The following is a 20,899-nucleotide window of genomic DNA, read 5'->3' on the forward strand; positions in this document are numbered from 1 at the left end:
TTTGCCATGCGTTGCTATTGAACCGGATCAGGCGGCATTCCCCCGCCAAGTTGTTTAGGGGGAGGAAAACCTAGCATGTCTCTTACAAAGAGTTATGCGCGTCAGTCGGCGCGCAATACGCGTATTTGGCTCACTTGCGGTGCAAGCGCATTGGCCATGGTTCTGGGGTCCACAGCCGTTCAGGCGCAGGATGCAGATGCAGACGACACCGAGGAAAAGGGTGATACCATCCTCGTCACCGGTTCGCGTCTGGCCATTCCATCGGGCATGGATACGGCCAATCCGGTGACGTCGATCAACGAAGAGGAAATCGACAACCTCGATCCGGGCACGCTGATCCAGGCGATGAACAACCTGCCGATCTTCGTGAACAACGATACGCCCAACAGCAACGCAGGCTTCTTTGCCCGCGCCGGCACCGGCAACCTCAACCTGCGTGGTCTTGGCGTGAACCGCACGCTGACACTGCTCAACGGGCGCCGGGTTTCGCCGACGACCGCCTTTGGCGGTGCCGATATCAACCTTATCCCTGCCGCCATGCTCAAGGGCGTGGAGAACGTGACCGGCGGCGCTTCGGCAGCCTACGGTACCGATGCTGTCGCAGGCGTGACCAACTTCCTGCTCGACACCCGGTTCACCGGCCTGGAAATCAATCTGCAGGGCGGCATCACCGAACGGGGCGACGGCGACAATTACGAAGGCAGTATTTCCTACGGTACTTCCGTCGGCGATCGCGGCCACCTGCTGCTGTCGGCAGAAGCCAACAAGATGAACGGCATTTTCGATTACAGCGGCCGCAACTGGTACCAGGCCTTTGGCCTGCTCGATTCAGATGGCGACGGCATTGATGAAGTGTGGCCGAATGTTCATTCGTCGCGGGTCAGCTTTGACGGGATTGTCAGTCAGGCGGGCTTCTCGCTGAATGGCTATCAGTTCGATGGCGACGGCCCCGCCACCCCCTATCAGCTGGGTGTGGCATCCGATGGTACTGTCGGTGGCTTCGATTCCCGCACCTCGGGCGGCAACGGGGATGACATCAACTGCGGAGAAGTCTGCAACGTCTTCCCCGATACGGATCGTTATTCGCTGTTCGCCTATTTCGACTACGAACTGACCGATAATTTCAAGGTCTTTGCGCAATATATGCGCGGCTACAGCCACCTGTACGAAAACGCCACTCCGCGCGGTTCGTTCGTCGGCTTCCCGACCACGCTGACGATCTATCAGGACAACTTCTTCCTCAACCGCGATCATCCCGAAATTGCCCAGGCGATGGAGGACGAAAATGTCGCCTCCTTCGCACTGCGCCGGATGTGCTCTGTCGAGGATTGCGGCAATCTCTATTACGAGGAATGGAGCACGCAGAACATCGGAACGGTCGGCTTCGAAGCGGAAATCGACAACAACGGTTTCCTCGATGGCTGGCGTGTCGATGGCTATTACCAGTACAGCCATTCCCAGAAGAAGTGGGACCAGTTCGGCCTGCGCGTGGACCGCATCTTTGCTTCAATCGATGCCGTGGACGATGGCACTGGCAACGCAGTTTGCCGTGTAACCCAGTTCGGCAGCACCGATTTCCCCGGTTGCGAGCCGATCAACCTGTTCGGTCGCGGCAATGCCAGCCCCGAAGCGGTTGATTACGTGACCGGCATGGACCCGGGCCAGCAGATCACCACGCCGCTGTTCTTCGCGGATTCGGGCTTCGATCTGGGCATCACCGATTCCTACACATCGACCCCCGGCAAGCGTGCGATCACCACCTTCGAACAGCATTTTGCCGAACTCAGCTTTGCCGGCAACGTGTTCGATCTGCCGGCCGGCCCAGTGTCGCTGGCCTTTGGCGGGTCCTATCGTCAGGACTCGATCTACCAGGTCAACCGTGACCCGGCCAATCCGACCTCCAACCACGATAGCGGACGTCCGGTGCTCTGCTCGGGCGAGTCGCCCGGCCTGCGCGGCGTGAGCGGTGACTGCAACAACACCGTGGCCACGCAATATTCGAAGGTTTCGAATATCCGCGGCGGAGCGGACGTGAAGGAACTGTTCGGTGAAGTGCTGCTGCCGATTTTCGATACCGGAAGCGGGCAACGGGCAGGTCTCAACATGGCCGGTCGCTGGGCCGACTATGAAGGCTCAGGCACGATCTGGTCCTACAAGACCAGCCTCGACTTCTCGGTCTATGAAGACCTCAGGCTTCGCGGCACCTACTCGCGTGACGTTCGCGCTGCGAACCTCAACGAACGGTTCAACAAGACCGGCGGCATCGGTACGGTCACTGATCCGCGTATCTCGCAGGCCGATATCGATGCCTGTAATGCGCTGAACGATCCGGACCTGGCCTGTAGCGCCAGCTACAGCGTCACCACCTTCTCTGGCGGCAACCCCAACGTCGCCCCGGAAAAGGCCGACACGCTGACCGCAGGTGTGGTGTTCCAGCCAGACTTCCTGCCCGGCTTCTCGGCATCGCTGGACTGGTTCCGGGTGGATGTGAAGGGCGCCATTGGCCAGGTTGGCCTGTCCGAAGTTGCCCGTCGCTGTTACGAAGACGAGGATCCGATTTTCTGTAATCTGATCACCGAAAGCACATCACAAGTCACAGACGCCGGCGGCTTCCCGCTGATGCAGCTGGTTGGCGACCAATTTGTCAACGTCGCCAGATCCTATGTCGAAGGTATCGATCTCGAACTCGGCTACAACACCGACATCGATATTCTTGGCGGCGGTGACGAGCGGCTTTCGCTGCGCGGCTTTGCCACCTGGCTGCTGGAACGCTCGAACACGGGTGCCGCTACTCCGGCGAACAACTTCGACCCTCAGCCGACCAGGCTCGACGGCTTCGGATCGTTCCCCAAGTTCAGGGGCACGGGCTTCGTTTCCTACAACAACGGGCCGTTCAACGCTGTCTTTACCGGCCGCGTCATCGGCAGCAGCCTGATCCAGAACATCGCCACGCAGGGCGCAACCGGGATCACCGTCGAGAACAACCAGATCCCGTCAGTGTTCTATGTCGATACAAGGTTCAACTATGATCTGGATATCGGGAACACCCGGGCCCAGCTGTCACTGTCGATCACCAATCTGTTCGACAAGGACCCGCCGGTTGTGGCGACCTACAGCTTCTTTACCGCAGCTGCGACGCAGACCTTCAATTCCCTGCATGACGTTCTGGGACGTCGCTATACGCTGGGTGTGAAGTTCCGCATGTAAACTTTGCACGGCAGGCTCAGCCGTGCCAATTGGCAGGGTCGGTGTCCCACCATAACACCGGCCCTGCCCTCCCATTTCTCCCCGACCCATTACAAGAAGGGTAAGCTGATCTTGACCGAGCGGAAAACAACTTCCGGGATGACGCGCCGGAATGCCATCAAGGGCGCAATCGGCACCGCCGCATTGACGGTCAGCATTCCGGGGCTGGCCCATACGCCCGGCCGCAAGCCCAACTTCCTGTTCATCATGGCTGACGATCTGGGTTATGCCGACCTGTCCTGTTACGGGCGGCGCGAATACAGAACGCCGGTTCTCGATAGTCTGGCCGCGCAGGGCATGCAGTTCATGCATGGCTATGCCAACAGCGCCGTATGTTCCTCCACCCGCGTGGGGCTGATCACCGGGCGCTATCAATATCGCATTCCGGTGGGCCTGGAAGAGCCGCTGGAAAATCCCGACCTGGGCATGGACCCGTCGCATCCGACCATGCCCTCCCTGCTCAAGCAGCAGGGCTATCACACCGCGCTGGTGGGCAAGTGGCACATGGGCCGCCTGCCCAATTTCGGCCCGATGAAGAGCGGTTATGACGAATTCTGGGGCAATCGCGGCGGCGGGGTGGATTACTTCACCCACAAGATCGCCGGTGCGAATGACATGTGGGACGGCGACGTCCAGATAGAGGAAGTCGGCTATTATACCGACCTGCTGGCCGATCGCTCCATCGAATATCTCGAAGCGCGCGCGCAGGAAGCGGACAAGCCGTGGCTGCTGTCGCTGCACTTCACCGCGCCGCACTGGCCGTGGGAAGGCAATAATGCCAGCGGTCAGGCTGAAAGCGAGCGGCTCGACCAGCAGCCCGCCACCGACGATCTGAACATCACCCATTTCGATGGCGGCACGATGGCGACCTATGCACAGATGGTCACCAGCATGGATGCCAATATCGGCCGCATCCTGACCAGGCTGGCTGATCTTGGGATGGAACAGGATACGGTGGTCATCTTCACCAGCGACAATGGCGGGGAGCGTTTCTCCGACACATGGCCGTTCAAGGGCATGAAGACAGAGCTGCTGGAAGGCGGCATTCGCGTGCCGCTGATCATCAAGTGGCCGGGGCTGACCGCACCGGGATCAACCAGCGATGTGCCCGCCATGTCGATGGATTTCCTGCCCACCATGCTGGCGGCAGCAGGCGGCGCGCCCGATCCCGCCTATCCCAGCGACGGCATAGACCTGCATCCGGCGCTGGCCGGGATCACCCTGCCCGATCGCACCATGTACTGGCGGTACTGGAGCAAGACCCAGCGCGCTGTGCGCCGCGGCCGCTATAAATACCTGAAGATCAATGAGAACGAATTCCTGTTCGACGTGATCGAGGACCCGCAGGAGAGGGGCAATCTGAAGGATCGCCTGCCCGATGTCTTTGCCGATCTGAAGCAGGCATGGATCGAGTGGAACGGGCACATGCTGCATGATCCCAATGCCCGCAGCTATGGCTTTGAGCCGCGCCATCTGGCCGATCACTACGACTGGAACAGTTAGAACGAGGTTCCGACCTTGGGAGAGGGGGCGGGCGAGCTGGGCAACCGGCTCGCCCGTTTCGTTTGGGCCCGTTTCGTTTTGGCCTGAATCGTCTTGGACTGATTGCTATCAGTTGGCCGGTGCCTGTACGCCCTGTCCGCCTTGGCCGCCGTGCCCCTCTTGGCCGCCCTGCATGGCCACGCCGCCGATCATTCCCTTGTTCATGACCCCCAGCACGGTGATCAGCACGGCAATGATCAGCGCCGGAATGGCGGCTGCCAGCATGATCGTCTCCAGCCGCAGCGATGCCGCCAGTGCCATGCCGCCCAGCGCCGGGAAGATCACCCCGCCAAAGCGGCCCATCGCCCCGGCCCAGCCAATGCCGCTGCTGCGCATTTCGGGCGGATAGCCCAGCGTGGCCAGATTGTTGATGCCGGTCTGTCCGCCCACCTGGCAGAAATTCCACACGATCAACGCGGCGATCACCATCACCGCCACTTGCGCATCGACCTGGCCGATGGCGTAAATCGCCAACGCATCAACCACGAAGAACACCGCCAGCACCTTGTACGGATTGATGCGGTCCATCAGCCAGCCCATGGTCAAAGTGCCCGCCGCACCGCCAAAATAACCGATGATCATGTAATAGGCGAAGTCGGTCAGCGGCACATCGCGCATTTCCAGCATGAAGGTGGCCAGCCAATTGGCCAGCAGCGCAATATTGCCCAGCGAGAAGAAGCAGATCGCAAACAGCAGGATCGTCTGCATGCGGAAGCGCGGACCGAACATGGCGAGCGGACCCAGCCGCTCCACTTCGGCCTGATCGCCCATATGGAACACTTCATTGCCGGTCAGTTCGACTGCCGGATCAAGCCGCCGCAGCATCCCGGGAATGCGCGGATCGGCGCTGTTGCGGTTGACGCGGAAGGACACGCTTTCGGGGATGGTCAGCAGCAAAAGCATTGCCGCCAAGGGCACAATCCCGCCAATGATGAAGAAAATCTGCCAGCCGTGATCTTCCAGCAGCAGCGTAACCATGAAACCGCTGCCCAGATTGCCGCCCGAAAAGCACACCAGCGCAATCGACATGAACAGCGCGCGGCGGCGCTTGGGCGTGGCCTCGGCAATGATCGCCAGACCAACAGGCAGCATGGCGGAAAAGAAGATGCCGGCAATCCCGCGCAGCACCGCCAGCATGGTAAAACCGCTGGACCATGCAGCCCACAGGGTCAGCGAGCCAAAGGCCAGCAGGCACAGCGCCAGCACCGGCTTGCGCCCGATCCGGTCAGCCAGCGGGGGAATGATGATCGCGCCCAGCAGCATGCCCCATTGCTGATTGGTGACGACGGGGGCCATATCGACCGATTCGCCGCCCAGCCCCACGGCGATGGCGGGCAGGATCTTGCCCAGAAAATACATGTCGAACCCGTCCATGAACAGGACGATCGAACAGACAATCAGCGTCACGATCTCGCGCCAGCCGATGTCTCTCTCATCGATGAAGGCGGCGACATCAAAACGGTGTTCGCCAGTGGCACCTGCGGCCATTATCGCCCCCTCCCAAGGACAGTGTCAAAGGGGGAGAGTGGCGGCGCGCAGGCTCCGCGTCAATGCGCCGCTTGTATCAAACTGTGGCCGGATCGGCGCGTCAGGGCGCGCTGCGGGCGATGCTGGCTTCTGCCAGGATCAGCGAGAACCGCCGCTTGCCGTCAACCCAGCGCTTCAGCGGGGTCCAGCCGCCTGCCAGCAGCAGCATGTTCTGGCTGCGGCGCCTGAACTTGTGGCTGTTTTCCGTGTGAATGGTTTCCCCCGCCTGCATGGTGAAGGATTTACCCGACACGTCGAAGGATAAATCCTGCGCCGCCTGCAGATGCATCTCGATGCGGGCGAAAGTGTCATTCCAGCGGGCCTTGTGGCGCAGCTTGTCGACCGGGATCGTGCCGTCCAGCTCGCGGTTGATGCGCCGCGCCAGATTGAGGTTGAACTGCGCCGTCACCCCCTTCGCATCGTCATAGGCGGCGATCAGCGTATCCCTGGACTTCACCAGATCCATGCCGATCAGCAGTTTTGACTGGCTGCCCAGCGTTTCCCGCATGGATCGCAGCAGGTCCACCGCCGTGCGCGGAACCATGTTGCCGATGGTGGAGCCGGGGAAGAAGCCCAGCTTGGGCATGTCCGCCACTTCGGCAGGCAGCGTGACCGTTCTGGTGAAGTCTGCCTCCACCGGATGGACCGGCAGGCCGGGGAAGTTGGCAGACAGCTCCGCCGCTGCCGCGCGCAGGAAATCGCCCGCGATATCCAGCGGGACATAGGCGCCCGGATCGATCGCCCCCAGCAGCAGCGGGGTCTTGACCGAGGAGCCGGAGCCGAATTCCACTACCGCCCTGCCCGGCCCGATCAGATCGGCAAACTCGGCGCCGCGCGCCTGCAATATCTCGGTCTCGGCGCGGGTCGGGTAATATTCGGGGAGGCGGGTGATATCCTCGAACAATTGCGATCCGGCATCGTCATACAGCCAGCGCGCTGGCACAGCCTTCTGGCGCTGCGCCAGCCCGGCGAGCACGTCGGCACGAAAGGCACGGTCAACGCCGCCCTCATCCCGGTCGACAAGGCGGATTTCGGTTATGGCAGTCATCAGATATCTCTCGCCAATCGCAGTCCGGTGAATTGCCAGCGCTGCTGCGGATAGAAGAAGTTGCGATAGGACGGGCGCGAATGGCCACGCATGGTGGCGCAGCTGGCCCCCTTGAGCACCCACTGACCGGCCATGAACTTGCCGTTATATTCACCCACCGCGCCCTCCGCAGGCCGGAAGCGCGGGTAAGGCAGATAGGCCGAACGGGTGAACTGCCAGCAATCGCCGAACAGCTCGCCCGATCCGGTGGGCAAAGGGGGCGCGGCTTCATCCAGCTGGTTGCCTGATGCGGCATCGAAGCCCAGCTTATCCTGCCCGCGGGCAATCGCTTCCCATTCGAACTCCGTCGGCAGGCGCGCACCTTGCCATATGGCACCGGCCCAGCTGGCGAAGGCATCGGCCTCGTAATAGGAAATATGGCAGACCGGCGCATCGGGATCGCGGTCCTGCCAGCCCTGATGGGTGAAGTGCTGGCCATCGCGCCAATAAAGCGGCGCGGCAATATGCATGCGGTTCACCCATGCCCAGCCATCGGACAGCCACAGCGCCGGAGTTCGATATCCGCCATCGGCGATGAATGCGTCCCAGTCGCGATTGGTCACCAGCCGCCGCGACAGGGCAAAGGGTTCCAACAGCGCGCGGTGCACCGGCCCCTCATTGTCAAAGGCAAAGCCTTCATCCTGATGGCCGATGCGGGCGATGCCGCCGGGATGCTCCAGCCAGCCATCATCCTGCGCCTGCGCCTTTGCCGGCTGCCCACCCCACATGGCGGGGCCGAGCGGATTGCGGAACAAGGCGTGCTTGATGTCGGTCAGCAGCAATTCGATGTGCTGCTGTTCATGGGCGATACCCAGTTCGATCAAATCGGCCACGGCGGGATCGGCCACAGCGGGATCGGCCAGCAGCGGCTCCATATGTGCATTCACATGCGCGCGCCATTCCAGCACCTGCGCCAGTGTCGGCCGCGAGAGCATGCCGCGCCGCGAGCGCAATATGCGATCGCCCTCCGCCTCGTAATAAGAATTGAACAGGAACGGCCATTGCTCGTCAAACAGCCGGTATCCGGGGAGGTGATCGCGCAGCAGGAAGGTTTCCCAGAACCATGTGACATGCGCCAGGTGCCATTTGGCGGGCGAGGCATCGTCCATCGACTGGATCGTGGCATCGGCTTCGGACAGCGGCGCGCACAGCGCCTCGCTCATCGCCCGCGTGGCGAGGAAGCTGTGTGCGAGATCTGGCATGCCCTGGGCATGCGGGCGGGTAGTGGCTTTGGGCAAACACCCCTCCTGCGGCCTGTCAGCGTGCATTCGCAATAATGCACGGGACGGTTACCTATAGAAACCCCGACCTAGTGCCGGGTTCCGCAGAAATTATGCAGGCGCCCGCTTCAGGCGGCCAGGCGAACGCGGTTCCTGCCGCCCTCCTTCGCCCGGTAGAGTGCGCTATCGGCACGCGCCAGCATCGCATCGGCGTCTTCACCGGGGCGCAGGCTGGAGATGCCGATAGAAACGGTCACCATCGGCAGGCCCCCCAGCGCACTTCCGGTTTCAATCGCGCTGCGCAGCCTCTCTGCCAGTTGCCCTGCACGGTTCTGATCGACACCGGGCAGCAGCCAGACGAATTCCTCCCCGCCGATGCGGCCCACCAGATCCGCGCCGCGCACTTCGCAGCTGGCCAGCTGGGCCACGCGGATCAGCACTTCATCGCCAGTGCGGTGGCCGTGGCCATCATTGACCGCCTTGAAATGGTCGATGTCGAACATGAGGACGGCAAGCGAACTGCCGCCGCGATGGGCGTTGTCCACCAATCTGCCCAGCCGGTTCAAGGTGCAGCGACGATTGGGCAGGCCGGTCAGTGGATCGGTATTGGCCCGCCTGTTGGCCTCTGCCGCCAGTTGCACCGCGCGGCCGCGCGCAAGCTCGATCGCTTCCTCGCGCCGGACCTGCTGCGTCACATCCATGGCCACGGCGAACAGGGCGATACGTGCGCCGCTGTCATCAAATTCATTGAGGATGGAGATGTGAAGGGTCCTCTCCTCGCCGCCCCCGGGCCGGACACGGTAATGAAAATCATAAGGCTTGCGGTCATCGCGGTGTCTGGCGATCTGGCCGAACAGCTCTTTCCCGCGATCAGGCAGGCTGTCGCGCACATCGCCCGGATCGGGTGCCAGTTCACGCGGGAGGCCGTTCATTTCCAGCATGCGCTCAGACCAGTCCTGCGTGTGCTTCCGCAGGTCGTAGCGCCAGCGGCCAATGCCCGCCAAGGTCTCTGCCAGATTGAAGATGGTCAGGTTCTGGTGCAAGGCCTCGTTGCGCCTTCGCAGCGTCTCCTCCAGCTTGTCCCGCGATAGCAGCAGCGCCGCAAGCGGCAGCGATGCCGCCAGCATCACCAGCATCAGCGCCTGCAGATACAGGCCGGCATTGAACGGGGTGAAATCCAGAAATGCCGCAGGATTGTGCCCACCCAGGCTGCGGACCGTGGCCGCCACGCCATAGGCGATAATACCCCAGGCTGCGCCCAGCTGGCCAAAGCGGATGGCGATTGCAAGAATACCGATCACCAGCAGTGGCGTGAGCGAAATATGGGGAATGGCCAGCACGATGTCGGCCAGCAGCACCAGCAACAGGAAGGCGAGCAACAGTCCTTTCAGCGACAGACTGCCGCTGATCGCCACTTTCTGATCGCCAAATCCCAGATATTGCCGAAGGAACAACAGCACGGGTGTGCCGGCAAGAATGCCCAGCACGCTGGCCAGAAACCACCACGCCAGTTCAGGCAGGGTGGGATCAGTGCGAAACGGGAAGGAAATCAGCGCGCTGGCCAGCGCTCCTGCCACAGCGGCCAGAAACAGGCCGGCGATGTGCGCAAATGTTCGCGGCAATTGCCCACGCCCGCCCAGCACCAGCTTGCCAATTCTGGTGCATATGAAAGCCTCGACAATGGTGGCAAAGGCCAGCGCCATGCCGTTGACCAGGGGCAGGTCGATCAGCAGGGAAGTGGTCAGCTGGGCGATATAGAGCGCCAGCAACAGGCCCGGCCATTGGCGCATGGGGTGGGCATGCAGGGCCGCAACCGCCACCGCGCTGGGCAGCCAGATGATCAGCACGGCATTATATTCGGAGCGCAGCTGCAACGTACCCAGCGCGAACAGGCACCAGATTACACCGGTAAGTATGGGGCCCAAAAAGGGCCTCAAACGCTCCATCAATATGCTCCTGAGTCCCTCAAGGGAGGAACTATAGGAGCAGATGATGATCGTCCGGGTTACACAGCCTAGGTGTTACCACTTACAGGCGCGGCACATCATCCACCTGTTGCGGTGCCGAACTTCCTGCCGGTGAGGCCCAGCCTTGTCAGGCTGCGTCGGCCTGCCGCTCGCTGAGTTCCAGGTTGAGCATTTCAGCCAGGGTGAACGCCAGTTCCAGCGATTGCGCGGCATTGAGGCGCGGATCGCAATGCGTGTGATAGCGATCGGCCAGGCCGGCATCGGTGATAGCCACCGCGCCGCCGGTGCATTCGGTCACGTCCTGTCCGGTCATTTCCACATGGATGCCGCCGGCATGGGTGCCCTCTGCCCGGTGAACCGCGAAGAAGCCCTTCACTTCGGACATGATCCGGTCGAACGGGCGGGTCTTGTATCCGCTGTCGGACTTGATGACATTGCCGTGCATCGGATCGCAGCTCCACACCACCGGATGGCCTTCGCGCTTTACCGCGCGGACCAGCGGGGCAAGCCCGGCTTCCACCTTCTCATGGCCGAAACGGCTGATCAGCGTCATGCGTCCCGGCTCACGCGCAGGATTGAGCAGGTCGAGCATCTTGATCAGCGCATCGGGAGACAGGCTGGGACCGCACTTCATGCCGATGGGATTGTTGATCCCGCGCATGAATTCCACATGGGCGCTGTCCTCAAAGCGGGTGCGATCACCGATCCACAGCATGTGGGCCGATGTGTCGTACCATTCACCGGTCAGCGAATCCTGCCGCGTCATCGCTTCCTCGTAAGGCAGCAGCAGCGCTTCATGGCTGGTGTACAGGCTTGCCATCTTGAGCTGCGGCTGATCTTCGATGTCGATCCCGCACGCTTCCATGAAATCGAGCGATTCACCGATCCGGTCGGCGATGGACTTGTACTGTTCGGACCAGGCGCTGCGGCCCATGAAATCCAGCGTCCACTGATGCACCTGGCGCAGATTGGCATAGCCGCCCGTGGTGAAGGCACGCAGCAGGTTGAGCGTGGCGGCAGACTGGCTGTAGGCGCGCAGCATGCGCTGGGGATCGTTGCGGCGCGTGGCCGGATCGAATTCGATCCCGTTGATAATATCGCCGAAGTAGCTGGGCAGCTCCACGCCGCCCTGCACTTCTGTTGCGGCGCTGCGCGGCTTGGCAAACTGGCCCGCCATACGTGCCACCTTCACCACCGGCATCTTGCTGGCATAGGTCAGCACGGCCGCCATCTGCAGGATCACCCGCAGGCTGTCGCGAATGTTGTTGGGCGTGAATTCGGCAAAGCTTTCCGCGCAATCGCCGCCCTGCAACAGGAAGGCTTCGCCCGCCGTCACATCGGCCAGCTTGGCCTTCAGCGCGCGCGCTTCACCGGCAAACACCAGCGGAGGAAAACCGGACAGCACCTTTTCGGCGTCGGCCAGTTCCGCCGCATCTTCATAATGCGGCAGGTGCTTCGCCTCGAAACGGTCCTGCTTCCAGCTATCGGGTGTCCAGTTTTTTGCCACGTCACTTCGTCCAATGCAGCAGGGCCCGGAAATAGCCGAGTCCCGCATTAAATGTTTAGGGGGAGGCAGCATCTAACCCCGAGTCGGGCCAAGGGCAAAGGTTACTTGCGTTATTGTTCCAAGGCTAACCAGGCGCCCGATCGCCCGGAGGCAGGATCACCAGCCGGAATCCGCGCTCTGGCGCAAGATAGCGCTGCGCAAGCTGGCGAATCTCTTCGCGCGTAGTGCCCAGGTAATCGACCGGCAGCGTGGGCAGGTTGAGCACGCGATAAGGATCGAATGCCGAACCTTCCATCTGGTTGAGCCAGAATGTGTGGCCGGTCTGCGCGCGGGCAATGTTCTGGCGCACAGGTTCGATCACCCGCGCCAGCTCATCCTCGGTCGGCCCCTTGTCGGCCAGATCGGCCACGATCCGGTCGGCCTCGGCAAAGAAGTCGTCGATATCGCCCGGCTCCAGTTGCACTAGCGCCAGCACATGGCCGCCGCTTTCCATGTCGAGCGGCCAGCTGGAACTGGCGAAGGGCGCATAGGACGTGCCCGATCGCTCGCGCAGCCCGTCCAGCAGGCGATTGGCGACCAGCTGCGCCAGCAGGTCCAGCTTGCGCGCCTGCGGCAGGCCGGCAGATCCGCCGCCGGTGGGCCATGCGATCAGCGCCGCGGCCTGGTTGGCCTCGCCAGAATGGTTGATCACCATTGGCGTGTCATTGGGCGGCGGGAAGCCGACACCGCGTGTTGCAACCCGTTCAGGAAGCTCGTCGCGCACGGCCAGCGCGCCAAATGTGCGGCTCAGCGCGTCCACCGTGGCATCGCGGTCGATATCGCCGAAAACGTCGACCTCTATCTGCCCTTGTGCCAGCAGGCGCGACCATACGCGGCGAAACTCGCCGGCGGTGGCGCTGCGCAGCTGATCGGGCGTGGGCGTGGCAAAGCGCGCGTCCATCCCGCGCAGCAGGTAATCCAGATCGCGGTTGATCACGCCATTGGGATCGCCGTCGAACGAATCGTAAGTCAGCAGGGCGCTGGCCTTGGCGCGTTCCACCGGCGCCACATCCCAGCGCGGCTGCGCCAGCTTGGCGGCGAACAGATACAGCTGGTCCGCCAGATCCTCTGCCCGGGTAATCCCTTCGAATTCAAAGGCCGCATCGCCAATGCTGAAACCGAATGTCAGCTTGCGCCCGGTGGCGAGCCGGTCCAGCTCGTTCTGACCCAGCGGACCGATGCCCGAATTGACCAGCGCGCGGCGGCCCAGATCGGCATAGACACCCTCATCGGCCTCGAACCCGCGCCAGCCGGCACCAAAGCGCACGCGCACGGTGACACGGCCCGGCTCATTGTTGCTGTCGCGGATCAGCGCGCGAACGCCATTGGCAAAGGTCAGCTTCTCGACATTGCTGACAAGGCCGGGACCAAGCGGTTCGGAAACCACCGGAAGTGTCGGATCACCGATCGGCGGAAGGTCGGCAAAGCTGATCGCCTCGGCATCGCTGCGCGCGGCGCTGCTGGCGATGGCAGGCGCGCTCAGCGCGGCACGGAACTGCGCCTCGTTCGCCACGCCCAGATCGGGCACCAGCATCACGCCGCGCACTACAGTGCCGGAAAACAGGCGCTGCGTGTGTTCGAGAATGGCCTGCGGAGTGAAGCGGTCACGCATGGCGCGAAACACTTCGAGGAATGTCTCGGGCGCGGCCACGGCTTCGCGAATGTCGACCGCATTGACCAGATTATCGGCCAGCTGACTGCCGGCCTGAATCCGCTCCTGACTGACCATGTCGACAAAGGCGACATCGAACTGCGACAGTTCGCGGGCGATTTCTTCCTCGCTGGGCGGCTGTGTCACCGCATCTGCGATCACACCGCGGACATCGGCCAGCGCGGCTTTCCAGTCATCGGTAAGCGGGGTGACAACGACATAAGTGCCATCGGCCGACCGGCTGATCTTGTCCTGCTGGATACCGGCGAACAGATAGCTCGCCCCGGTGCGGGCATTTTCCTCCAGCCGCCGGTTGAGGATCGATTCCGCCACCGAATCGATCAGCAGGCCGCGGTTGTATTCCAGATTGTCGACCACCTGGTCCCAGTCGCGCAGGATCGCATAGGTCAGGCTGAGCGGCTGGCCCGGCTCGATCAGGACGCGCACTTCGCCCACCGGATTTTCCGGATCGGCCCCTGCGGGCGCCTGCGGATCGCCGAAATCGGGTTCGGGCGTCACCGGTCCGGCAACCTGCCAGTCGGCAAAATTGCGTTCGACCAGCGCGGCCAGCACTTGCGGAGAGGCATCGCCCACCAGCACCACCACGGTGTTTTCCGGGCGGTACCAACGCTGATGGAAAGCGCGCACGGCTTCGGGCGTGGCGTTCTGCAGAGAGTTCACCGTGCCGATCGGCGGGCGATCCGCCAGCCGCTGTCCGCTGAAGAAAGTCTCACGCGTGGCGATCGAAATGCGTTCGTCCGGACCGGCGCGCTCCCGCCGTTCGGCCAGCACGATGGGCAGGTCGCTCGCCAGGTCCTGCGCGCTGAGCGTAGGGGCCTGGATCATCCCGGCAAACAGCCGCGCACTGTCCTCCAGCGTATCCCGCCGGGCATTGGGCAGGTCCAGCTGGTAAACCGTGTGCGTGGGGCTGGTGATGGCGTTGGTATCATTGCCAAAGCCCGCGCCCAGCCGCTGGAAATAGGGAATCGCCTCACCCGGACCGAAATCGCGCGACTGACGGAAGGTGAGGTGTTCGATCAGATGGGCAAAGCCCAGCTCGTCATCATTCTCATGCAGCGAACCTGCATCGATGCGCACGCGGATGGAAATCTGGCACGGCGGCACGCCGTTCTGGCGCACGGCATAGCGCACGCCATTGGGCAATTCGCCAAACAGCCATTGCTGGTCCACCGGAATATCCGTGCCGCGATAGATCCACGGATCGTCAGGCATGTCGAATTGCGGCACATCCTGCGGGCCGGAAACCCCCAGCGTGCAATCGGACTGGGCCAGCGCCGGTACGGGAAGGAGCAGCAGGGCCGGCAGGAAAGCGCGGGTGAAGCGCGAAAGAAATGTCATCACGGTGCCTAATTGGCCTTGGAGGAATGAAGGCTTGGTGAATGGTGCGCTCGATGGCTGCCACCACGATGGCCGACGAGTTGTGATTGGGGCAAGCCAAATATTGCTGCCTTGTGGTCCGCCGTGCGCGCCCCTACATCGCCGATATGTTCATAGAGACCGAAACCACACCGAACCCGGCAACGCTGAAATTCCTGCCCGGCCAGCAGGTCATGCCTTCGGGCACGCGCGATTTTGCCAATCCCGAGGATGCGGAAGCTTCTCCGCTGGCGCAGGCGCTGTTCGATACAGGCGAAGTGACCGGCGTGTTCTTCGGCAAGGATTTCGTATCCGTCACCGCCGGACCGGGCGCGGACTGGTCCGTACTCAAGTCGCAGGTTGTGGTGGTGCTGCTCGATCATTTCGTCAGCCAGGCGCCGCTGTTTACCGGCGGCGATGCCAGCGGCTTTTCGGTCCCGGCGGATGACGAGCTGGAGATTGCCGACGATCCCGCCCACGCGGACATCATCGAACAGATCAAGGAATTGCTGGAAACCCGCATTCGTCCGGCTGTGGCGGGTGATGGCGGCGATATCCGCTATCGTGGTTTCCGCGACGGCGTGGTCTATCTGCAGATGCAGGGCGCATGCTCCGGCTGTCCCAGCTCCACCGCCACGCTCAAGCACGGTATCGAAGGCCTGCTGAAGCATTATGTGCCCGAGGTGAGTGAAGTCCGCGCCGCCTGATCCAGACGGAGTTTTTCATGGCAGATGTTCTTTCCGATGGCTCGCTGAACCAGCTGTTCCGCGAAGCCCGCACGCATCAGTATTTCGATGGCCGCGAAGTCAGCGATGAACAGATCCACGCGATCTGGGAGCTGGCGAAAATGGGTCCGACATCGATGAACCAGCTGCCCGCACGCATCGTATGGTGCAAATCGGATGCGGCGAAAGAGCGGCTGGCCGCCCATGCCGCGCCGGGCAATGTCGAGAAGGTCAGGAATGCTCCTGTCTGCGCGATCGTGGCGATGGACGTGGATTTTCACGAGCAGCTGCCGCAGCTTTTCCCGCACGGCAATGGCAAGGCGATGTTCGACGGCAAGCCGGAAGCGCGTGAAACATCGGCCTTTCGCAATTCCTCGCTGCAGGGCGGCTATCTGATTCTGGCCGCGCGCGCTCTGGGGCTGGATTGCGGTCCTATGTCGGGCTTCAACAACGCCGCTGTCGATGCGGATTTCTTTGCCGACGATCCCAGCTGGAAAAGCAATTTCATCTGTTCGATCGGTTACGGCGATCCCACGCGCCTGCATGAGCGCAGCCCGCGCCCGGACTTCGGTGCATTCAACCGCCTGATCTGATAGCATCTGCCGATGCGAATACTTGCCATAGACAGTGCCACCGAAGCCTGCTCCGCAGCCTTGTTCGATGACACGACATGCATCGCCTCCTTCCACAAGGTGATCGGGCGCGGCCATGCAGAAACGCTGGTGCCCGCCATCGCCAATTTCCCCGGCAAGGGCCGCGCAGACCGTATCCTTGTTTCGCTCGGCCCCGGCAGCTTTACCGGCGTGCGCATAGGCCTGGCCGCCGCGCGCGCATTGGGGCTGGCATGGGATGCGCAGGTGCTGGGCTATCCCGCTCTGGCGCTGGTGGCGGCGATGGCCCGCGCGCAGCATCCCGGCCCGGTCACCGTGTGCATGGCCGCCGGACATGGCGAATACTTCGTGCAGAATTTCTCCGCTGACGCAATTGCGCAAGACACCGTCCGCTCGCTCACGCCCGAACAGGCAAGTGCAGCATGTCGGCACCAAGTAATCGCGGGCAGCAAGGCACAGCAACTGGCCGCAGCGCTGGGCGGCGATCACCGTGCAATTGATCTGCTGCCCGATGCGAGCCAGTCATTTCTGCTGAGCGATGACGTGCTCGCCACCGATCTTTCGCCCATTTACGGGCGCGCTCCCGATGCCAGATTGCCGGGGGTGAAAGCATGATGGATGCGCTCGATGCCATCATGCAGGTGATGGAAGCATCGTTCGATCCTGCCTATGGCGAGGCGTGGAACAGGCGGCAGGTGGGTGACACGCTGACCATGCCGGGCACTTTTTTTCTGCTTGCCGATGGCAATGGCGCCGAACCCCGGGCGATGGAGGATACGCGCGGTTTCGCCCTTTCCCGCGCCGCCGCCGAAGAAGAGGAATTGCTGCTGATTGCCGTGATGCCGCAGGCACGCGGATCGGGAGTTGGCTCAGCTTTGATGAAACGCTTCCTGGATTGTGCCCAAATACGTGGTTCTAAAAGACTTTTTCTTGAAATGCGGGACGGGAATCCAGCCGTCAAACTATATCAAAACCATGGGTTTGAGGAGGTTGGTCGCCGGATCAATTACTATCGATCCGGAATAGATGGCCCGTTTGATGCGATTACCTTTGCAACAATACGTGGTTAGAGACAATTTCACCGAAAAATAATCCGGTTTACCATCCCTGCCTCTTGTAATCGTGTGAATGATGTTGCAGTGGCGACGAGCATAGCCAATCGAAGACGATGGCTGGCATTAGTCAAACGGTCGCAAAATAAAAATAAGAGGAACCCATGGATAACCTTGAAAACGACATGAACGAGATGTTGATTACGCTAACCTCGGACATCGTCACCGCGCATGTCGCCAATAACAATGTTGATGTGTCTGACCTTCCAGTACTTATTCAGAGCGTTTATGGCGCTCTTTCTGGATTGGGCTCTGTAGAAGCGAAGGAAGAACGTCCCGAGCCAGCAGTAACGATTCGCGCATCGATCAAGAACGATCACGTCGTTTGCCTGGAAGATGGCAAGAAGATGAAGATGCTCAAGCGTCACCTGATGACCGATCACGGCATGACCCCGGACGAATATCGTGCCCGCTGGAATCTGCCTGCCGATTATCCGATGGTCGCCCCCGATTATGCGGAAAAGCGCCGCGAACTGGCCAAGAAGATCGGCCTTGGCCGCAAGCCCGGCCAGCGTCGTGGTCGCCGCAAAAAAGTGGTTTGATTGAACACTATCGACCAATCCGGTTGAAAAGACGCCCCGCCCCTTACATAGTGGCGGGGCGACTTGTTTCGAACCGGGATTATTGATTTTGCACCAGCCTATCGACCTAGAAGCCTTGTGCGCTGAACGTGGCCTGCGGATTACAGAGCAGCGCCGCGTGATCGCCCGGGTCCTGTCGGAGAGCGACGATCATCCTGATGTGGAGAAGCTGCACGCGCGCTCTTCCGCCATTGATCCCAAGATCTCCATCGCCACAGTCTATCGCACGGTGCGCCTGTTCGAAGAGGCGGGCATTCTCGATCGCCATGATTTCGGCGATGGCCGCGCGCGCTATGAAGCTGCGCCGGAGGCTCATCACGATCATCTGATCGATGTCGAAACGGGCAAGGTGGTCGAATTCGTCGACCCCGAGCTGGAGGCGCTGCAACGCACGATTGCCGAGAAGCTGGGCTATCGCCTGGTTGACCACCGGATGGAGCTGTACGGCGTCCGCATCGACCGCGAGGATTGAGCCAGCAGATCTCGGCTGGCGATGGCTGCTCGTAATATTGCGGGCGGCCGGCTGGCTGCTGCTGTTCGCAATCATCATCATTCCGCACCTGCTGTGCACGCTGCTGGGCCGGCGCGATCTTGTGCCCCCGCCTTTTCTGGGCGGACTGGCGCGGATCAGCGGGGTGCGCGTGCGCATTGTCGGCAAGCCTGCACAGCGGGCGCTGCTGCTGGCCAATCATCAAAGCTGGCTGGATATTCTGACGCTGGCCGGGGCCAGCCGCACCGCCTTTGTGGCGCAGAGCGGCCTGTCCACCCATCCCGTGCTGGCGTGGCTGTGCCTGCAGAACGCCACGCTGTTCATCAGCCGCGACCAGCGCGCCACCGTGGCAGAGCAGGTGGCGCAGGTGACCGACCGGCTGGGCAAAAGACGGCTGACGATCTTTCCCGAATCCACCACCAATGATGGCACCGGGCTGCTGCCCTTCCGGTCATCGCTGCTCTCTGCAGTTGAACGCCTGCCCGCCGATATTCCGGTGCAGCCGGTGGCACTAGATTATGAGGATACGCCCGCAATGGTGTGGTTCGGGGATGAGCCGGGACTGGACAATTTCAAGCGAATCCTCGCCCGCACAAAGCCGATCCTGCTGACCATCCGCTTCCTTGACCCGCTGACGGGCGATGAAATGACCAATCGCAAGACCATGGCGGCAGCGGCACAGGCGAAGATCGAGGCCGCGCTGCGCTTCTGACGCGCGCTTTGATTTCCGCTGCGCAATGACCTAAAGGCCGCGCCCATGCCACACAGCAATCCTCCCAGGACCTACCGGGTCAAGAGCTTCGGCTGCCAGATGAACGTCTATGATGGCGAGCGCATGGCCGAGATGCTGGCCGAGCAGGGCATTACCGCCGCGCCCGAGGGTGAGGAGGCGGACCTGGTGGTGCTCAACACCTGCCACATTCGCGAGAAGGCGGCGGAGAAGGTCTATTCGGATATCGGCCGCCTGGTCAAAGCGGGCCGCAAGGTCGGCAAGGATCCGATGATCGCGGTGGCCGGCTGCGTGGCGCAGGCCGAGGGTGAGGAGATCATGAAGCGCGCACCGGCGGTTTCCATGGTGGTCGGCCCGCAGGCCTATCACCGCCTGCCGGCGATGATCGCCAGGGCCGCAAACGGAGAGCGCGCAACCGATACAGACATGCCGGAAGACGCCAAATTTGCTGCACTTCCGGCGCGGCGCAAGGTTGGGCCATCGGCATTTCTGACCGTGCAGGAAGGGTGCGACAAGTTCTGCACCTATTGCGTGGTTCCCTATACGCGCGGCGCAGAAATATCGCGCCCTTACAGCGATTTGCTGCGCGAAGCTGAGGCGCTTGTGGAAGCCGGCGCGCGCGAGATCACCTTGCTGGGGCAGAACGTCAATGCCTGGCGCGGAGAGAATGCCAGGGGCCACGCCGTGGGCCTGGGAGAATTGATAAAAGAGCTGGACAAGCTCCCGAAATTGCAGCGAATTCGCTATACCACCAGCCACCCCAACGACATGGACGAAGGCCTGATCGCCGCGCATGGCGAGGTGCAGAAGCTGATGCCGTACCTGCACCTGCCGGTGCAGAGCGGATCAGACCGGGTGCTGAAAGCGATGAACCGCAGCCACACGGTGGACAGCTACCTCAAGCTGCTCGAGCGCTTTCGCGCAGTGCGCCCCGACATCGCGCTGTCGGGTGATTTCATCGTCGGCTTCCCCGGAGAGACCGAGGCCGAGTTTGCCGAAACGTTGCAGGTGGTGGACGCGGTCCGCTACGCCTCTGCCTTCAGCTTCATGTATTCGCCCCGCCCCGGCACGCCTGCCGCCAGCATGGATGGCCAGATCGCCCGCGAGGTGATGGAAGAGCGACTCCAGCGCCTGCAGGCATCGCTGGGCCGCGATCAACATGCCTTCAATCAGGCCAGCACCGGCAAGACCTGCGACGTGCTGATTGAACGCAAGGGCCGCCGCCCCGGCCAGTGGCTGGGCAAGTCGCCCTGGCTGCAATCGGTGTTCTTCGAAGGTGCGGAGGCCGATGCGATGCAGATCGGCGACATGGTGCATGCCCGGCTGGGCGAAGCCGGACCGGCCTCGCTCAAGGGGCAGGTGCTGTCCAGCCAGGCCTGATCGGCCTGTTCAGGGGCGCAAATGGAACGCTCCGCCATTTCTCGCCAGTTGGGTCCGGATGACAGAGCTGGGATGACAGAGCTGGGATGACAGAGCTGGGATGACAG

The 20,899-nt window shown here is 62.1% G+C and carries 16 protein-coding genes; 10 read left to right on the forward strand and 6 right to left on the reverse strand.

Annotated features, from left to right (window positions below; genetic code table 11):
• Positions 1 to 156: 156 nt before the first annotated feature.
• Both GRI32_RS03835 and GRI32_RS03840 read left to right on the forward strand, forming a co-directional pair.
• Positions 157 to 3,207, forward strand: a complete 3,051-nt coding sequence (locus tag GRI32_RS03835; RefSeq protein WP_160589810.1) for a TonB-dependent receptor domain-containing protein — start codon at positions 157 to 159, stop codon at positions 3,205 to 3,207.
• A 138-nt stretch (positions 3,208 to 3,345) separates the two neighbouring features.
• Positions 3,346 to 4,749, forward strand: a complete 1,404-nt coding sequence (locus tag GRI32_RS03840) for a sulfatase-like hydrolase/transferase (protein WP_160589811.1) — start codon at positions 3,346 to 3,348, stop codon at positions 4,747 to 4,749.
• A 108-nt stretch (positions 4,750 to 4,857) separates the two neighbouring features.
• Here the strand turns inward: GRI32_RS03840 and GRI32_RS03845 are convergent, their stop codons facing one another.
• The 6 genes from GRI32_RS03845 to GRI32_RS03870 form a co-directional block, all read right to left on the reverse strand.
• On the reverse strand, positions 4,858 to 6,276 hold the full coding sequence (locus tag GRI32_RS03845; RefSeq protein ID WP_160589812.1) for an MFS transporter: 1,419 nt from the start codon (positions 6,274 to 6,276) through the stop codon (positions 4,858 to 4,860).
• Between the two features lie 100 nt (positions 6,277 to 6,376).
• Positions 6,377 to 7,363, reverse strand: coding sequence for an L-histidine N(alpha)-methyltransferase (gene egtD, locus GRI32_RS03850; protein ID WP_160589813.1), 987 nt, complete (start codon positions 7,361 to 7,363; stop codon positions 6,377 to 6,379).
• Positions 7,363 to 8,604, reverse strand: a complete 1,242-nt coding sequence (gene egtB, locus GRI32_RS03855; RefSeq protein ID WP_160589814.1) for an ergothioneine biosynthesis protein EgtB — start codon at positions 8,602 to 8,604, stop codon at positions 7,363 to 7,365. The genes egtD and egtB overlap by 1 nt, the downstream gene beginning before the upstream one ends.
• A gap of 146 nt (positions 8,605 to 8,750) precedes the next feature.
• Positions 8,751 to 10,568, reverse strand: coding sequence for a sensor domain-containing diguanylate cyclase (locus GRI32_RS03860; protein ID WP_160589815.1), 1,818 nt, complete (start codon positions 10,566 to 10,568; stop codon positions 8,751 to 8,753).
• A gap of 148 nt (positions 10,569 to 10,716) precedes the next feature.
• Positions 10,717 to 12,096, reverse strand: a complete 1,380-nt coding sequence (locus GRI32_RS03865) for a class II 3-deoxy-7-phosphoheptulonate synthase (protein WP_160589816.1) — start codon at positions 12,094 to 12,096, stop codon at positions 10,717 to 10,719.
• A gap of 124 nt (positions 12,097 to 12,220) precedes the next feature.
• Complete coding sequence (locus GRI32_RS03870; RefSeq protein ID WP_160589817.1) at positions 12,221 to 15,145, reverse strand: M16 family metallopeptidase; 2,925 nt, start codon at positions 15,143 to 15,145, stop codon at positions 12,221 to 12,223.
• Between the two features lie 146 nt (positions 15,146 to 15,291).
• Between GRI32_RS03870 and GRI32_RS03875 the strand changes: the two genes are divergently transcribed.
• The 8 genes from GRI32_RS03875 to miaB all read left to right on the forward strand — a co-directional run bounded on the left by GRI32_RS03875 (position 15,292) and on the right by miaB (position 20,792).
• Positions 15,292 to 15,870 carry a NifU family protein gene (locus GRI32_RS03875; RefSeq protein ID WP_160589818.1) on the forward strand — a complete coding sequence of 193 codons (579 nt, stop codon included), beginning with the start codon at positions 15,292 to 15,294 and terminating at the stop codon, positions 15,868 to 15,870.
• 17 nt (positions 15,871 to 15,887) lie between these two features.
• Positions 15,888 to 16,481, forward strand: a complete 594-nt coding sequence (locus GRI32_RS03880; RefSeq protein WP_160589819.1) for a malonic semialdehyde reductase — start codon at positions 15,888 to 15,890, stop codon at positions 16,479 to 16,481.
• Positions 16,482 to 16,493: 12 nt separating this feature from the next.
• Positions 16,494 to 17,114 (forward strand): tRNA (adenosine(37)-N6)-threonylcarbamoyltransferase complex dimerization subunit type 1 TsaB, encoded by a 621-nt coding sequence (gene tsaB / locus GRI32_RS03885; RefSeq protein ID WP_160589820.1) that lies wholly within the window; start codon positions 16,494 to 16,496, stop codon positions 17,112 to 17,114.
• Positions 17,111 to 17,569, forward strand: a complete 459-nt coding sequence (locus tag GRI32_RS03890; RefSeq protein ID WP_160589821.1) for a GNAT family N-acetyltransferase — start codon at positions 17,111 to 17,113, stop codon at positions 17,567 to 17,569. Before tsaB ends, GRI32_RS03890 begins: the two co-directional genes overlap by 4 nt.
• A gap of 146 nt (positions 17,570 to 17,715) precedes the next feature.
• Entirely contained in the window at positions 17,716 to 18,153 is a 438-nt protein-coding gene (locus GRI32_RS03895) for a Ros/MucR family transcriptional regulator (RefSeq protein WP_160589822.1), read from the forward strand.
• Between the two features lie 88 nt (positions 18,154 to 18,241).
• On the forward strand, positions 18,242 to 18,664 hold the full coding sequence (locus tag GRI32_RS03900; RefSeq protein ID WP_160589823.1) for a Fur family transcriptional regulator: 423 nt from the start codon (positions 18,242 to 18,244) through the stop codon (positions 18,662 to 18,664).
• A gap of 37 nt (positions 18,665 to 18,701) precedes the next feature.
• Positions 18,702 to 19,394: a lysophospholipid acyltransferase family protein gene (locus GRI32_RS03905; RefSeq protein ID WP_237437368.1), complete on the forward strand. Its 693-nt coding sequence runs from the start codon at positions 18,702 to 18,704 to the stop codon at positions 19,392 to 19,394.
• A gap of 45 nt (positions 19,395 to 19,439) precedes the next feature.
• Positions 19,440 to 20,792 carry a tRNA (N6-isopentenyl adenosine(37)-C2)-methylthiotransferase MiaB gene (miaB, locus tag GRI32_RS03910; RefSeq protein WP_160589824.1) on the forward strand — a complete coding sequence of 451 codons (1,353 nt, stop codon included), beginning with the start codon at positions 19,440 to 19,442 and terminating at the stop codon, positions 20,790 to 20,792.
• The last annotated feature ends 107 nt before the right edge of the window (positions 20,793 to 20,899 follow it).

Source organism: Alteraurantiacibacter aestuarii (assembly GCF_009827405.1).
Classification (GTDB): domain Bacteria; phylum Pseudomonadota; class Alphaproteobacteria; order Sphingomonadales; family Sphingomonadaceae; genus Alteraurantiacibacter; species Alteraurantiacibacter aestuarii.